The sequence below is a fragment of the Micromonospora sp. IBHARD004 genome (assembly GCF_052814115.1).
The window spans coordinates 6,129,862-6,144,951 of sequence record NZ_CP199934.1; the positions used below are offsets into that span (position 1 = coordinate 6,129,862).

The window sequence follows — 15,090 nt, forward strand, 5'->3', positions numbered from 1 at the left end:
GCCGGCCGCCGTTCAGCCGGCCGGGGTGGCCGACCCGACCGCCGGGCGGCAGGCGCGGATCGCCCGCAGGGTCGTGTGCACGTCGAACTGGTGGCCGTCGTCGCTGTCCCAGCCGCCGTCGCTGCGCTGCGTCTCCGCGAGCCGCTTGCGCGCCGAGACCAGCAGCCACTGCTCCTCGCCCACCTCGACCCGGCGCAGCGTCGCGGCCAGCCACGCCACGTCGGCCGGGGACATCTCCGGGATCCGCTCGGCCAGCACCGCCTGGATCCGCGCCGACTCGTAGTACATCTGCTGCCGGTGCAGCACCGCCGCGCTCAACCAGCCGGCGGGCAGGAACGACGGCCAGCTCCCGTCCGGGGCGAGCTGCCCGGCGAGCGCCTGCGCCGCGGCCTGCACCACCCCGGCGTACGCCCCGCCGACGCGGTGGTCCAGCGGCCCGGCGGCGCGGGCGTCCAGCCCGGCGACGGTCAACCAGAACCCGGCGTTGGCGGTGAGGTAGAGCTGAGCCTCCGGGTCGCCGGGACGGGCCCACTCGGGGGCGAACCCGGCCAGCGCCGGGTCCTCGTCCCAGCCGCCGTCGGGGAGCTGCCGAACGGCCAGCCAGTCCAGGGCGTGCCGGGACGCCGGACGACCGAGCGCGCCGAGGTCGTCCAGCTCGCCGAGGCGGAAGCAGGTCGCGTCGACGGAGGCGACGTCGCTGCCCAGGGTGGCCGGCCAGCCGCCACCCGGCGTCTGCCCGGCCTCGGCCGCGTCGAGCAGTTCGACCGGCACCGGCGCCCCGGTGCGCAGCCGGAAGAGGCGAGCGCGGTCCACCGCGTCACCATGAGCCACGACGAAGCCGATCGCGGCATCCAAGTCGACCACGGCGGCAACGCTACCGGCGCAAACGCGGTTACGCCTCGGTAGCTCGGCCGACGTGGCCCGGCCCACTGGCGGGTACGCGAAGGGGCCCTCCCGGCGACGGAAGGGCCCCTTCGACGGACGACTCAGTACGCGGGCAGCGACGGGTCGATCTGCTTGATCCAGGAGAGCACGCCGCCCTGGACGTGCACGGCGTCGCGGAAGCCGGCCACCTTCAGCGCGGCGAGCGCCTCGGCGGAGCGGACGCCGGACTTGCAGTGCAGCACGATCTGCTTGTCCTGCGGGAGCTTCACCAGGGCCTCGCCGGAGAGGATGTCGCCCTTGGGGATCAACGTCGAGCCGGGGATCCGGACGATCTCGTACTCGGCGGGCTCGCGGACGTCGACCAGGAAGATGTCCTTGCCGGCGTCCTGCCACTCCTTCAGCTCCAGCGCGGTGATGGTCGCGTCGACCACCGCCTCCTGCGCCTCCTCGGAGACCGCGCCGCAGAAGTCCTCGTAGTCCTCCAGCAGGTCGGTGACCGTCGGGTTCTCGCCGCAGAGCACGCAGTTCGGGTCCTTGCGGACCTTGATCTTGCGGTACTCCATCTCCAGGGCGTCGTAGACCATCAGCCGGCCCACCAGCGGCTCGCCGATGCCGGCGAGCAGCTTGATCGCCTCGTTGACCTGGATCGAGCCGATCGAGGCGCAGAGCACGCCGAGGACGCCGCCCTCCGCGCAGGACGGGACCATGCCGGGCGGCGGGGGCTCCGGGTAGAGGCAGCGGTAGCAGGGGCCGTGCTCGGCCCAGAACACCGACGCCTGGCCGTCGAAGCGGTAGATCGAACCCCAGACGTACGGCTTGCCGAGCAGCACCGCCGCGTCGTTGACCATGTAGCGGGTGGCGAAGTTGTCCGTGCCGTCGACGATCAGGTCGTACTGGGAGAAGATCTCCTTGACGTTCTCCCGGTCCAGCGCGGTGTTGTGGATCTCCACGTTGACCAGCGGGTTGATCTCCCGTATCGAGGCCGCGGCGGACTCGGCCTTGGACCGGCCGACGTCCGAGACACCGTGGATGATCTGGCGCTGGAGGTTGGACTCGTCGACGGTGTCGAAGTCGATGATGCCGAGCGTGCCGACGCCGGCGGCGGCGAGGTACATCAGGGCCGGCGAGCCGAGACCGCCGGCGCCCACGCAGAGCACCCGGGCGTTCTTCAGCCGCTTCTGCCCCTCGACCCCGACGTCCGGGATGATCAGGTGGCGCGAGTAGCGACGGATCTCGTCAACGGTCAGCTCGGCGGCGGGCTCGACGAGCGGGGGCAACGACACGGTGGACTCCCCGGGATCGGCGGTGGCGAACCGCGCCATTGTCGCTCGGCGGAGCACCGGTCGGCCATGAGGAGGGACACGTCGCCCGACATGCGGGAGCGGGAATAACTCAGATCCCGTCGACCGGTTCGCCCGAGTAGCGGGCGCCGTCGACGTACGGCCAGGCGTTCGCGACGCAGCCGTCCAGCCCGTACGTCTGCTGCTGCATCACCGGGGCCGGCGCCCCCGGCCCGGGGCAGGCCTGGTGCTCCTCGCCGAACTCGTGCCCGACCTCGTGGTTGATCACGTAGATGCGGTAGACCTCCAGCGGCGCGCCGTAGTCGGGCACCGACTCCATCCAGCGGGCCAGGTTGATGATCACGCGGCCGGGGAGCCGGCAGGAGGTGTACCGCTCGGTGATCAGCCCGCCCTCGGCGCACATCCGCTCGGAGGTCGCCGGCGTGGCCAGGTAGATGGTGAAGTGGGCGGCGGCCTCCTCGGCCACCCGCTGCACCCGCAGCTCGTCGGAGCCGATCCAGCTGCGCCGGTCGCCGAGCACCTCGTCCACGGTGGCGGCGAAGGCGTCCACGTCCTGCCCGGCGCCCTGCTCGACGGCGACCCGGTAACGGTGCAGCGGGCCGGCGGACCCGCGGATCGGGGAGCGGCCGTCGGCGGCGGCGAAGCTGCCGGAGGCCTCGGTCGGGTACCGCCCGGGCTCCACCCGGTCGCCCGAGCCGAACCCGTTCGCCGGCCGTGGGTTCCCGGCCGGCACGGCCGGCGGGTCCGCCCGCCGGTGGACCAGCTCGGGCAGGCCGGCCGCCGCGACGGCCGCCGCGCCGGCCACCGCCAGCAGGGCGACCAGCAGCAGGACGGTGCGACGACGGCGACGCCGCATCCGGCGCAGGCTCGGCCGGCCCGGCACCGGGAGACCGGTCGCCGCCGGGGGGCGGTCGAAGTCGAGCCGGGGCGGACTGCCAGGAGGGGCCGGCACCTGGTCGGGCTCGGCAGGCGGGTCGTAACGGGACGACGACGTCATGACCTCAGCCTGCCATGCAATTCGGGCATCCAGCCGTGTTTGCCGCTCTTGCCGCAAAGCCCCAGATTGCCGTCCTCAGAACGATCACACCGGCGGCCCGGTGTACCGCCGGCCCTCCAGGTACGGCCAGGGATTGGGCGTACAGCCGTCCAGGAAGAGCGTCTGCTGCTGCATCACCGGCGCCGGCCGGCCCGCCCCCGGGCAACGCTCGTGGTGGCGCCCCAACTGGTGGCCGACCTCGTGGTTGATCACGTAGAGCCGGTAGCGGTCCAGCGGCAGCCCGGCCTTCACCAGGTGCGGCACCGACAGCCGCCAGCGGTCCAGGTTGATGATCACCTTGCCCGGGGTCCGGCACGACGTGTAAGGGCGGCCGCCGATCCGGATGTCAGTGCCCCCGGCCAGACACATCTCACCCGCCGTACGGGCCGTCGCGAGGTAGATCGTGAAGTCGTAGCCGGAACCGGCCGGCACCCGCTGCAACCGCAACTGGCCACTGTCCACCCAGCTCCCCGGCCCGGCGAGCGCCGCCTGCACCGCGTCGCCGAAGGCGTGCACGTCCTCCCCGGAGCCGTTCTCCACCGCCACCCGGAAGCGCCGCAGCGTGCCCGACCGGCCCAGCACCCCGCCCTGGCGGTCGTCGTACCCGAAGCTGCCGCGCCCGGCCGAGGGCACCGGGCCGGGCAGTTTCAGCACCGGCTCGGCGGGGGTCGTCGGGCTCGGCACGGGCCGGCCGGACGGCGACCCGGACGGCGACGGGGACGGCGTGGGCACGGCCGACCGGGCGGGCGGTCGGGCGGCCCATTCGTCGTTCACCAGCACCTCGGCACTGGCCGGCAGCCGCTGCACCGCGACGCCGACCGCGACCGCGGCGGCGACCAGGAACGCGGCCACCACGACCGCCGGGCGCCAGGGACGCGCGGCGGGTCGAACGGTCGGACGGACGGCGGAAGCGGGCCGCGCGGCACCGTGGCGTGGCCGGGGGGGACTGGGCATCCGGCTCAGCCTGCCATGTCGTGACCCCGGGCGCTCTCCTCCGTTTCGCCGAGCAGCCCCAGCACCGCCCGCGCCACCGTGCGCGGCACCTCCAGCTGCGCCACGTGTCCAACCCCGTCGAGCATCAGCAGCCGGCTGTCCGGGATCACCCGGGCGGCCTGCGGCGCCACCCGGACGTCGACCAGCCGGTCCTGCCGCCCGCCGACGACCAGCGTGGGCACCCGCACCGTGGCGGCCAGCCGCCAGAGCGAACCCGACCCGGGCAGGTACGACCGCAGGAAGCTGGAGACCAGACCGCGGAACGTCCGGACGTACGCGGCGGCGTAGTGCGCGGCCTCATAGCGGATCCGGATCTCCTCGACAGCCTCCAGCCGGCGCTGCTCGCTGATCCGGGTCAGGTCGGCCACGCAGGCCTCCATCACCTGCTGGGCCGCCACCTCCGGGGCCAGCTGGGCCAGCCGCCAGGCGGCCAGTCGCTCGCCCCGGGGGATCGCCAGCAGCGGCAGCATCCGCCCCTGGAGGGACCGCCGGAAGTCCAGGAACGGCAGCGCCGGGGAGATCAGGGTCAACGTCCGCACCAGGTCCGGCCGCAACGCCGCGACCTGCACCGAGATCGCCCCGCCCAGCGAGTTGCCGAAGAGGTGCACCGGCCCCCGGTCGCTGTGCTCGATCCAGCGCACCACCCGCTCGGCGAAGGTGGGGATCGTGTAGCGCCGGCCCGGCTCGCTGCGCCCGAAGCCGGGCAGGTCGATGGCCTGGCCGTCCAGCCGGTGGGCGAGCAGGCCGGCCAGGTCCGTCCAGTTCTGGGACGAACCGCCGAGGCCGTGCACGTAGAGCGCCGGCTCCGCGCCGGGCGCGGCGGCCGGGGTGTCCCGTACGTAGGTGACCGTGCCGTCGAGGCGTACCGCCCGGCCGGGCCAGGGCGGCGGCACGTGGTGCGCCGGCAGGAGATGGTCCGGCCAGAGGGTGGCGCGCTTCATGCGTCCAGTGTTTCCCACGCCGCCCCCGACCGACACCGGTCGCGGGATCAGGCCAGCAACGCCTCGAGCCGGCGGTTCACGGCGGCCAGCGTCGCCCGGACCACCGCCTGCCGGGGGTCACCGGCGACCAGCGCGGAACCGGCCAGCTGCTCCACCCACCCGTCGCAGACCAGCAGCACGACCACGGTGGCGACCTCGCAGTTGCCGAACGGCACCACGGCCGTGTGCTCCACGAAACAGCGCCCCCGGTCCGCCGGCTGGGCGGCGCCGCGCAGCAGCTCGTCCACGGCCGCCGCGGCGGCCACCGCGCAGAGCCGCAGCACGTAGCCGTCGACCGCCGGGCCGGTGGAGTGGCCCTCGGCGGTCCCGTCCCCGGCGATCAGGCGTACCTCGACGGTGGCGTCGAGCCCGAAGGTGCTCACCTGGACGTGGTCGATCACCACCCGGGGCCCCGGCGCTCCGCCGGTGTCCAGCGGCCGGGAGGGCGCGGTCTCCGTCGTGGTCATCTGACCACCGGAGTACGACGTGCCGAGCATCGCCGGGCTACCGGTGGGCGTACCGGCCGGCGCGGCGGCGAGCGACGTCTCCTCCACCGTGGCCCGGCCCCGGTGGGGCGCGATCTGGCGGCGCCGGCGCGGCGACTCCGGCTCGGCACGTGGCTCGTTCCGGCTCTCCAGCCCGGCGCCGGACGCGTCGGCGGTCCGGCCGGCCCGCCCCTCGGGCTCCTGGCCGAAGCGGCTCTCCGCCGCCGACGCGTCCGCCCGGACCGGGCCGGTACGCGACGCGCCGGCGCGCTCCTCGGCGGGCCGCGCCTCGGCGGCGCGCCCCTCGGCGGAGCGACGGCGGACCGGGGGCGGCGGCGTGGCCGGCATCCCCGGCAGGTTCTGCGGGGCGGCGGCCAGCCCCATCCGCTCCTGGAGCAGCCGCGCCACCTGGCGGCTCACCTCGGCCGGGTCGGCGCCGTCGGCCAGGTCGAGCCGGAGGCTGTGCGCACCGGCCGGGGTCCGGCGCAGGGCGGCGTCCCGGACACCGGCGACCTCCCGGACGGCGTCGAGGATGGCGTTGACGTCGAACCCCTCGGGTCGTTCCCGCAGCGGCGCGGGCTCGTCCTCGCGGCGCAGGTGGGTGGCGATCCGGGCGAGTTCGGGGGTTTCGGCGGATGGCTCCACGGCTGGCGGCTCCGGCACGACGGGCACGTCCGGTTCGGCGGGGACGCGCTGCGGCAGCAGCGCCGACGCCGCGTCGTCCGGCCCGGTGTCGGCGACCGGCTCGGCCGTCGGCACCGGTTCGGGGGCGGACCGGCGGGCCGCGTAGGGGGGTGCGCCCGTCGGGGCGGGCGCGGGGGAACGGTCGAAGCGGGCCACTCCGCTCGTGGCGGTGGCGGGGCCCGGGCCGGCGGGGGCCGGCGGATGGCCGCCCGTCCCGGTAGGAGGTGTCGCGGGGACCTCCTCGGCGGCTGGACGCAGTCGGAACGGCCGGACGTTCCGCTCCTCGGCGGACCGGGCGGCCCCGGGGAGGACCGGGTCGGGGCCGGCGGACCGCGGGTCGTTGGCGGCGGGCGGTGCGCTGGCCGGGACGGCGTACGCCGGGGCGCCGCCGGGCGCCTCCCGGAACGCCGGCGGGGCGCTGGCCGGCGCCGCGTACGGCGGGGCGCTGATCGGCGCCTCCCGCGACACCGGCGGGGCGCTGGCCGGCACGGCGTATGGCGGGGCGCTGCTCGGGGCGGTGCGCGGGACCGGTGGGGCGCTGGTCGGGGCGGCGTGCGGCACCGGCGGGGCGCTGGTCGGCGCGACATGCGGCGGGGGGCTGAACGGCGTGGCCGCGGGGGCCCCGCCGGCCCACGACGGCCGGTCGACGCTCTCCCGCTCGTACGGCGGGCGGGGCTCGACGTCGTTCCGGGCAACCTCGTACGGCCGGGTCGGCTCGGCCCGCGGCGCCTCGTACGCCGGCGCCGGCTCGGCGCGCACCGGCTCGTACGGCCGGGTCGGCTCGGGCGCCCACTCGGCGGCCCGCTCGTCGCGGGCGCGGCGGCCGGTCGGCTCGTCGTCCCGGGGCCGCGGCGCCCAGCCGCTGCCCCAGCTCGGCCGGTTCCAGCTCGGACCCGGCCACTCCGGCTGCGCCGGGGGCCCGGCGCGGCGCTCGTCGGCCGACTCGGCGGCGCGCCACCCGGGCTCCTCGGCCGGCGCGGCACGGTGCTCAGGCGGCTCGGCGCGCCACGCCGGCTCCTCGCCGGACGCGGCACGACGGTCGGCCGGCTCGGCGCGCCACGCCGGCTCCTCGGTGGGCGCAGCGCGGCGCTCGGCCGGTTCGGTGGCGGGCGGCTCCGGGGGGAGCCGGTCGGCCCACCCGCGGGACAGCGACGGGGCCGGTTCGGGGGCGCCGCGCTCGATGATCGGTGCGTGGAAGCCGGGCGGCACCTCGAACCCGGCGGCGGCGGTGCCGACCGGCGGCACCTGCACGGCCGGCGGCGCGGAGGACGGGACGGTCCCCTCCGCCCAGCGCGAGCCGCGGTCGGCCGGCGGGTCGTCCGAGGCGTGCCGGGCCGGGCCGGGCTCGGCGTCGGCGGACGGCTGCTCCACCGCGGGGGCCGGCCGCTGGGCCGGTACGACCAGCCGGTCGGCGTCGAGATCCCGCCGCGGCTCGGCTGCGGGCGGGGCACTCACCGGCGCCTGGCGGGTCACGGGCGGCTCCTCCTCGGCGTGGCGCACGCCGTTGACGTAGGGGCGGCCGTTGACCCGGGCCGGCGGCTCCTCGGCGGGCAGCCCGGCCAGCGGGGCCGGCAGGTCGCCGTGACGGGTGGACGAGGCGGCCCAGCCGGCGGTGGGCTCGGGGTGCCGCCAGACGGGCCCCGGCTCGCGGCCGGCCTCCCCGCCGCGGGACCAGCCGGCTGCCGGGGGCGCCCACCCGCTGACGGAACGGGCCAGGTCGTCCTGCTGACCCGTCCCGTCGCCGTGCTCTCCCGGGGTGGCGCTTCCGGGTTGGCCTGATTCACTCACCGCGCGCTCCTTGGTCGCCCCCGGTGAGGCTACCGTGTGGTGACAGTGGCGATAAGTTACAGCGGCGGGCCAATTCCGGGCCGGGTTCACGAACCCGGATCGGTTCGGGTGATAAGTGCCGGCTCGTACGAAGAAACTCGGAGGCTCCCATGACCGCTGTGGGGAACGGTGCACAGACCGCCGGCCGGCCCACCCGCCTGCCGCGTTCGGCACGGCGCAAGCAGCTGCTCGCGGCCGCCCAGGAGGTGTTCGTCGCCCAGGGGTACCACGCCGCGGCGATGGACGACATCGCCGAGCGGGCCGGGGTCTCCAAGCCGGTGCTCTACCAGCACTTCCCGGGCAAGATGGAGCTCTACCTGGCGCTGCTGGACACGCACTGCGACGCGATCGTGGCGCAGGTGCACGACGCGATGCGCGGCACCAACGACAACAAGGAGCGGGTCGGCGCGTCGGTGCGCGCGTACTTCGACTTCGTCGACCACGAGAGCGAGGCGTTCCGCCTGGTCTTCGAGTCGGACCTGCGCAACGACCCGGCCGTCCGGCAGCGGGTGGAGCGGGTCGAGCAGGGCTGCATCGCGGCGATAACCGACACCATCATCTCGGACACCGGCGTCAGCCGGGCGCACGCCGAGCTGCTCGCGTCCGGCCTGGTCGGGGCGGCGGAGACGGCGGCGCAGTTCTGGCTGGCCGGCGGCCGGCAGGTGCCGAAGGCCGAGGCGGAGGCGCTGGTCGCCGCGCTCTCCTGGCGGGGTATCGCCAGCTTCCCGCTGCAAGGTGAGTCAGCCTGAACATCGGGCCGCCAGATCGGATAGCCTTCCCAAGGCGGCTTTTTCGCCCCAGTTGAGGAGGCACAGTGGAGGTCAAGATCGGCGTGCAGTACGCGCCGCGCGAGCTGGTCCTGGAGAGCGCGCAGACGCCGGCCGAGATCGAGCAGATCGTGACCGACGCCTTCGCCAAGGACGAGGGCACCCTCTCCCTGACCGACGAGAAGGGCCGGCGGGTCATCGTGCCGGTCAACAAGGTCGCCTACGTCGAGATCGCGGAGGCCTCGCCCCGCGCGGTCGGGTTCACCGTCCGCTGACGATCCGGTCGCCGCGGCAGGTGACGCGCCCGCGTCCCTGCCGCGCGGCGCGCCGGGGCCGGCTCAGTTGTTCAGCCCGGCGGCGGTCATCCGTGCGGTGTGCGCGGCGGTCAGCCGCCGGAACAGCGCCGGCACGTCCACGCCCTCCCGCCGGGCGATCAGCGCGGTGAGCGCGCCCCGGTCCGCGGCGGCGACCCGCCCGGCCTGGGAGAGCGCCTCCCCGACGAGCCGCCGGGCCCATATCGAGAGCCGGTTGGCCACCCGCGGGTCGACCTCGATCGCCGCCCGCATCTCGGCGGCGGCGAACTCGGCGTACCGGGAGTCGTGCAGGACGTCGAGGACCAGCTGGCGGTCCGGCTCGGCCAGGCCGTCGGCGATCTCCCGGAGGAAGTCGTCGGTGATGGCGTCGCCGACGTACGCCTTGGTCACGGCCTCCAGCCAGTCCTTCGGCTCGGTCGAGTCGTGGTACGCCTGGAGCGGCTCGACGTACGGGGCCATCGCGTCGTCGGGCGGCACGCCGAGCGCCGAGAGCCGGTCGGCGATCCGCCGGTAGCTGCCGATCTCGGCCGCGGCCATCTCGCTCAGCGCGGCCCGGCGGCGCAGGTCCGGGGCGAGCCGCGCGTCCGCGGCCAGCCGGTCGAAGCCGAGCAGTTCCCCGTACGCCACCAGGCCGAGCAGGTCGACGAGGGCGGGGTCGGGCGCGGTCGGGGCGGACACGAGCGCAGGCTACCGTCCGCCCGCGCGACACGGCGGTCCCGCTGGCTTGTGGCGCAGGTCACACCGGTAACCCCTGGATACCGCACCGCCACCTGGAATTGGGACGGCCACCAGGGGGTTCAGGTAGTATGTAACAGTTGCCGTGGGCGTCGATCCGATCAGTGAACTGGTCGCACCCGACCCGCGGCGCGCGTGCGGCCCGGTCCGGCTCGGCATTCCGCCCGACCGTGTGGCCCGCGCCACACCGATCGCGCCCTGAGGACATGACGGGGCGCACCACGAGAGGGCACCCCCAAATCCATATGAGCGAGCAGATTCAGGACAACGCGGGCCAGGAACTGGCCCCCACCGCTCCGGTCCGTCCGGAGGCTCCCACCTTCGCCGAGCTCGGCGCCCGCCAGGAGACCGTCGAGGCGCTGGCCGCCGCCGGCATCACCCGCGCGTTCGCCATCCAGGAGTACGCGCTGCCGATCGCGCTGCGCGGCGTCGACCTGATCGGCCAGGCCCCGACCGGCACCGGCAAGACCCTCGGCTTCGGCGTACCGCTGCTGGAGCGGGTCTTCGCGCCGGGCGAGGGCAGCGACGGCGTGCCGCAGGCGCTGGTCGTCGTCCCCACCCGCGAGCTGGGCATCCAGGTCGCCAAGGACCTCGCCGCCGCGGGCAAGACCCGGGGCGTGCGGGTGCTGCCGATCTACGGCGGCGTGGCGTACGAGCCGCAGATCGACGCGCTCCGCAAGGGCGTGGAGATCCTGGTCGGCACGCCGGGCCGGCTGATGGACCTGCAGAAGCAGAAGCACCTGCGGCTCGACCGGGTGCGCGCGCTGGTCCTCGACGAGGCCGACCGGATGCTCGACCTGGGCTTCCTCGACGACGTCGAGAAGATCCTCGCGATGCTGCCGGAGGACCGGCAGACCATGCTCTTCTCGGCCACCATGCCGGACCCGATCGTCGCCCTGTCCCGGCGCTTCCTGCGCCGGCCGGTGACCATCCACGCCGGGCACACCGCCGAGACCGGCCCGTCGCCGCAGACCCAGCAGCTGGTCTACCGCACCCACTCGATGAACAAGGTCGAGATCGTCGCGCGCATCCTCCAGGCGGAGGGGCGTGGCCTGACCATGATCTTCACCCGGACCAAGCGCGCCGCCGACCGGGTCGCCGAGGACCTCGACTTCCGCGGCTTCGCGGTCGCCGCCGTCCACGGGGACCTGGGCCAGGGCGCCCGGGAGCGGGCGCTGCGGGCGTTCCGCGCTGGCAAGATCGACATCCTGGTCGCCACCGACGTGGCGGCGCGCGGGCTCGACGTCACCGGCGTCACCCACGTCATCAACTACGACTGCCCCGAGGACCAGGACACCTACACCCACCGGATCGGTCGTACCGGCCGGGCCGGGGCGACCGGTGTCGCGGTGACCTTCGTCGACTGGGACGACATGCCCCGCTGGCGGATCATCGACAAGACGCTCGGGCTGGAGATGCCGGAGCCGCCGGAGACGTACCACACCTCTCCGCACCTCTACACCGACCTGGACATCTCCCGGGACGTCACCGGCACCCTGCCGACCGCCGAGCGCACCCGCGCCGGGCTGGCGGCGGAGGTCGAGGAGGACCTCGGCGGTGGCCGGTCCCGGCGCGGTGAGAGCCGCGGCTCCCGGCGCGGCGAGAGCCGTGGCCGGGGCGAGCGCGGCGACCGCGAGCGCGGCCAGGGTCGGGGCGGCGACGCGGCGGCCACGCCGGAGGGCGCGCCCGCCGACGCCTCCGCCGATGAGGGCACTCGTACCCCGCGCCGGCGGCGTCGCCGCCGGGCCGGCGACACGGTGGCCGGCGAGCCCACCGCGGTGATCACCGCCGAGGGCGGCGCCGAGCCGGCCGCGGCGGCCTCCGCCGAGGGCGAGGCGGCCGCGAAGCCGCGTCGCCGCCGGCGCCGCCGTGGGGGCGGTTCGGGCGCCGGTACGCCGGCCGAGGCGACCGCCGACTGACGCTGCGAGACCCTGACATCCCCCGTGCCGGTCCCCCGGTACGGGGGATGTCGTCTGTCCCGCCCGGTCGGTCTGGCCTGAACCGCCCCCTGAGGTCGGGACAACTGCTCGCGCCCTTTGCTCTGCTGCAGCCCACGCAACACGAACGGCCTCCCGGTGTTGCCTCCGCTGCAGCAGAGCAAAGGGCGTCCCACAACACCTCGCCGGCGCCGGGGCCTGCCTGAGCCGACGTGGTCGGCCTCGGTACCCGGCTGCCGCCCACGGCGGGGGCCAGTGCCGCACACGACACTCGCGACCGGCCCACGGCGGGAGCCGGAAGCCGGAAAGGATGATGGAGCGATGCCGGAACCGCTGGACGCCGCCCTGACCGAGGTGCGGGCGCTGCTGCTCGACCCCGCCCTGACCCGGGCGGTCGCCGCCGGGCGACGCAAGGGGCAGCGACCTTCGGTGGTCCGCGCCGAGCTGCGGCCGGTCACCCTCAAGGCCGGCCCGCGCCTGCAGATCTCCACCTCCGACGGCGCCCGGCCGTACACCCGGAACGTGGCGCCCGGCGCGGAGGCCGGCGCGGCGATTGACGCACTGCTGGCGGAGCCGTTCGGCAACTGGCACGTGGAGACGGCCGACGCGACGCTGCAACTGCGGGTGACCAAGTCGGGCGAGGCGCAGGTGCACCGGGCGGCGGCGAGCCGGCCGGCGGCCGAGCCGGGCGGTCACGACCGGGAGAAGGACTACCTGCTCGACCCGGGCGACCCGATCTTCGCCGAGATCGGCGGCTCGGCGGCGAAGCGCCGCCAGGTGGACGCGTTCCTCCGGGCGCTGGCCGCGACCCTGCCGGACGACCTGACCGGCCCGCTGCGGGTGGTCGACCTGGGCTGCGGCAACGCGTACCTGACCTTCGCGGCCCACCGGTACCTCACCACCCGCGGGCTGGAGGTGGAGCTGGTCGGCGTGGACGTACGCGAGGACCAGCGCCGGCGCAACACCGAGCTGGCCGAGCGGCTGGGCTGGGCGGACCAGGTCCGCTTCGTCGCCGGCACCATCGCCGACGCGGGGGTCGAGCCGGCCCCGGACCTGGTGCTGGCGCTGCACGCCTGCGACACCGCCACGGACGAGGCGCTGGCCCGCGCCGTCCGGTGGGGCGCCCGCTGGGTGCTCGCCGCGCCCTGCTGCCACCACGACATCGCGGCCCAGCTCCGCTCCCGGCCGGCACCCGCGCCGTACGACCTGCTCACCCGGCAGGGCATCCTGCGGGAGCGGTTCGCGGACGTGCTGACCGACGCGCTCCGGGCCGGGCTGCTCCGGCTGCACGGCTACCGGGCGGAGGTGGTCGAGTTCGTCGACTCCCGGCACACCCCGCGGAACCTGCTGATCCGGGCCCGCCCGACCGGGACGGCCGCGACCGACGCGCAGCGGGCGGAGTACCGGGAGCTGGTCGACCAGTGGCGCGTCACGCCGCGGCTGGAGACCCTGCTCTCCGGGGCGACGACCGACGGGCCGGCGGCCTAGCGCCGCCGCTCGGCGCCGCGGTTCCCCATGCCGCTCGGCTCGGCCATGCTGCTCCTCATCAGGGGGTGCGGGCGCGCAAGCACATCGAGATTAATTGACGGCCGACAATCATCACCCGGAGCCGCCCCGCCGGTCCCGGCAGTCCCGCCCACGAGACGTTCGGACCGGTCGGTCGGTTGTCTCCGCGTGGAGCCGTACTACCCTCTTAGGCGCACCGCCCCGGTGCTCCGGTCGGGAAGGAAGACCCCGCAGGGATTATGGGTGCCACAGAGGTATCGCCGCAGATGGCCTTCGCGCGTTTCGTACGCCGCGCCATCGACGACGCCCGTGAAGAGCGCGGCTGGACGGTTACCGACCTGGCCACGCACACCGGCGTGGGCCGGTCCACCGTGTTCCGCTGGCTCGCCGGTGACTGGCAGGACTACCCCGAGCTGGCCAAGGTGCGTGGCTTCTGCGCCGCCCTGGACCTGCCGGTGGCGGCCGCCTTCCGGGCCCTCGGGCTGCCGGACGCCGGCCCCGCGTCGCGCCGCCGCGCCGAGGACGCGCCGGTGGAGGCGGACGTCCGGGTGATCCTGGAGCGGCTGGCCGACCCCAGCGTCCCCGCCGAGGAGAAGCACCACATCCGCGACCTGCTCCGCTACCTGGCCCGCCGCCCGGTCCGTCGGGCCGGCTGAGCGGTCAGGGCACCGTCACGGTGAAGCCGGCGGTGTGCACCACCCCGGCCACCTGGAAGTCCAGGAACATCCGGTAGCGGCCGGGACCCGGCACGGTCAGCTGGAACGTCACCGCGTCGCCGTCCCGCCCGGTCTCCGGATGCACGTGCAGGTACCCCAGGTCACCCTCGCGGAGCGCGACCAGGTGGCCGTACGCGCCGAGGTAGCGCTCCAGCGGCGCGGCGGCGTCACCGGCGCGGACCCGGAACCGCAGTGGCGTCGACTCCCCCGCCTTCGGGGTCCCCTCGTAGCCGGCGGTGAACCCGTCGACCGTGCCGGTGGTGGCCGGCGCCGGCAGCGGGCGGGGTGCGTACCCGCCGGGGGCGGTCAGGTCGGTCCCGAGCGTGACGGCGGCCTGCCCGCCGTCGTCGGCGACGGCGGTGAAGTCCGCGTACGCCCGCCAGACGCCGGGCTGGGTCAGGGTCAGCGGCACCGACCAGGTGCCGTCCGCCGCCATGGTCGGGTGCAGGTGCTGGTAGCCGGTCAGGTCGCGGCGGACCACGATCAGGTGCATCGGCTTGTCGTGCACGACGGCGAACCGGGTGACCGCCCGCCGCCGCTCGTCCCGGATCTGGAACCGCAGCTCACCGGCCCGGCCGACCGGGAACTCGACGGCCGACGGGGTGAGGGTGTAGCCGGCCGCGCTGACCGACAGGCCGGCGGCGTCCGTGGCGGTGCCCTGGTCGACGGCCGCCCCGGAGTGCGAGTGGGCGCCGGTGCCGGGCGGATGGGTGTGCCCGCCGGCCGCCGGGGCCGCGCCGGACGCCGTGCTGGGCGGCGGGTTCAGCCGGCCGAGGCCGAAGCCGAGCAGCACGGCGAGCAGCAGCCCGCCGGTCACCAGCGCCAAGCGCAGGGTGGCCCGGTCCGGCCCGACGGGCGGCTCCCCCACCGGGACGCGGTGGCCGGCCGCCAGCACGGGGTCGGCCGGGGCCGCCGGTCCGGCGG

General features: G+C 75.8%; 13 protein-coding genes. 5 read left to right on the plus strand and 8 right to left on the minus strand.

All coding sequences use genetic code 11. The annotated features are described in order from the left end of the window. Positions 1 to 12: 12 nt before the first annotated feature. The 6 genes from ACTWO6_RS29830 to ACTWO6_RS29855 form a co-directional block, all read right to left on the minus strand. On the minus strand, positions 13 to 990 hold the full coding sequence (locus ACTWO6_RS29830; protein ID WP_446220817.1) for a squalene--hopene cyclase: 978 nt from the start codon (positions 988 to 990) through the stop codon (positions 13 to 15). Then, a complete protein-coding gene (gene moeZ / locus ACTWO6_RS29835) occupies positions 987 to 2,207 on the minus strand; it encodes an adenylyltransferase/sulfurtransferase MoeZ (protein ID WP_446217006.1) in 1,221 nt (406 codons plus the stop codon). Before moeZ ends, ACTWO6_RS29830 begins: the two co-directional genes overlap by 4 nt. A gap of 70 nt (positions 2,208 to 2,277) precedes the next feature. Further along, on the minus strand, positions 2,278 to 3,183 hold the full coding sequence (locus tag ACTWO6_RS29840; RefSeq protein WP_446217007.1) for a DUF3152 domain-containing protein: 906 nt from the start codon (positions 3,181 to 3,183) through the stop codon (positions 2,278 to 2,280). An 84-nt stretch (positions 3,184 to 3,267) separates the two neighbouring features. Further along, positions 3,268 to 4,176 carry a DUF3152 domain-containing protein gene (locus ACTWO6_RS29845; RefSeq protein ID WP_446217008.1) on the minus strand — a complete coding sequence of 303 codons (909 nt, stop codon included), beginning with the start codon at positions 4,174 to 4,176 and terminating at the stop codon, positions 3,268 to 3,270. A gap of 5 nt (positions 4,177 to 4,181) precedes the next feature. Further along, a complete protein-coding gene (locus ACTWO6_RS29850) occupies positions 4,182 to 5,156 on the minus strand; it encodes an alpha/beta fold hydrolase (protein WP_446217009.1) in 975 nt (324 codons plus the stop codon). Positions 5,157 to 5,203: 47 nt separating this feature from the next. After that, entirely contained in the window at positions 5,204 to 8,152 is a 2,949-nt protein-coding gene (locus ACTWO6_RS29855) for a hypothetical protein (RefSeq protein ID WP_446217010.1), read from the minus strand. A gap of 149 nt (positions 8,153 to 8,301) precedes the next feature. Here ACTWO6_RS29855 and ACTWO6_RS29860 point away from each other — a divergent pair, with 149 nt between their 5' ends. Further along, positions 8,302 to 8,940: a TetR/AcrR family transcriptional regulator gene (locus ACTWO6_RS29860; protein ID WP_446217011.1), complete on the plus strand. Its 639-nt coding sequence runs from the start codon at positions 8,302 to 8,304 to the stop codon at positions 8,938 to 8,940. A gap of 65 nt (positions 8,941 to 9,005) precedes the next feature. Further along, entirely contained in the window at positions 9,006 to 9,233 is a 228-nt protein-coding gene (locus ACTWO6_RS29865; RefSeq protein ID WP_406040584.1) for a DUF3107 domain-containing protein, read from the plus strand. 63 nt (positions 9,234 to 9,296) lie between these two features. On the opposite strand, the gene ACTWO6_RS29870 is transcribed toward ACTWO6_RS29865, so the two are convergent. Further along, entirely contained in the window at positions 9,297 to 9,950 is a 654-nt protein-coding gene (locus ACTWO6_RS29870) for a ferritin-like fold-containing protein (protein ID WP_446217012.1), read from the minus strand. Between the two features lie 302 nt (positions 9,951 to 10,252). Here ACTWO6_RS29870 and ACTWO6_RS29875 point away from each other — a divergent pair, with 302 nt between their 5' ends. From ACTWO6_RS29875 to ACTWO6_RS29885, 3 genes are all read left to right on the plus strand, one after another. Further along, complete coding sequence (locus ACTWO6_RS29875; RefSeq protein WP_446217013.1) at positions 10,253 to 11,926, plus strand: DEAD/DEAH box helicase; 1,674 nt, start codon at positions 10,253 to 10,255, stop codon at positions 11,924 to 11,926. 339 nt (positions 11,927 to 12,265) lie between these two features. Further along, on the plus strand, positions 12,266 to 13,432 hold the full coding sequence (locus ACTWO6_RS29880) for a class I SAM-dependent methyltransferase (protein ID WP_446217014.1): 1,167 nt from the start codon (positions 12,266 to 12,268) through the stop codon (positions 13,430 to 13,432). 257 nt (positions 13,433 to 13,689) lie between these two features. Next, positions 13,690 to 14,106, plus strand: a complete 417-nt coding sequence (locus ACTWO6_RS29885; protein ID WP_446217015.1) for a helix-turn-helix domain-containing protein — start codon at positions 13,690 to 13,692, stop codon at positions 14,104 to 14,106. Between the two features lie 4 nt (positions 14,107 to 14,110). Here the strand turns inward: ACTWO6_RS29885 and ACTWO6_RS29890 are convergent, their stop codons facing one another. Continuing rightward, the gene (locus ACTWO6_RS29890; protein ID WP_446217016.1) at positions 14,111 to 15,034 is read right to left on the minus strand and encodes a hypothetical protein; all 924 of its coding nucleotides are present in this window, start codon (positions 15,032 to 15,034) and stop codon (positions 14,111 to 14,113) included. Positions 15,035 to 15,090: the final 56 nt, after the last annotated feature.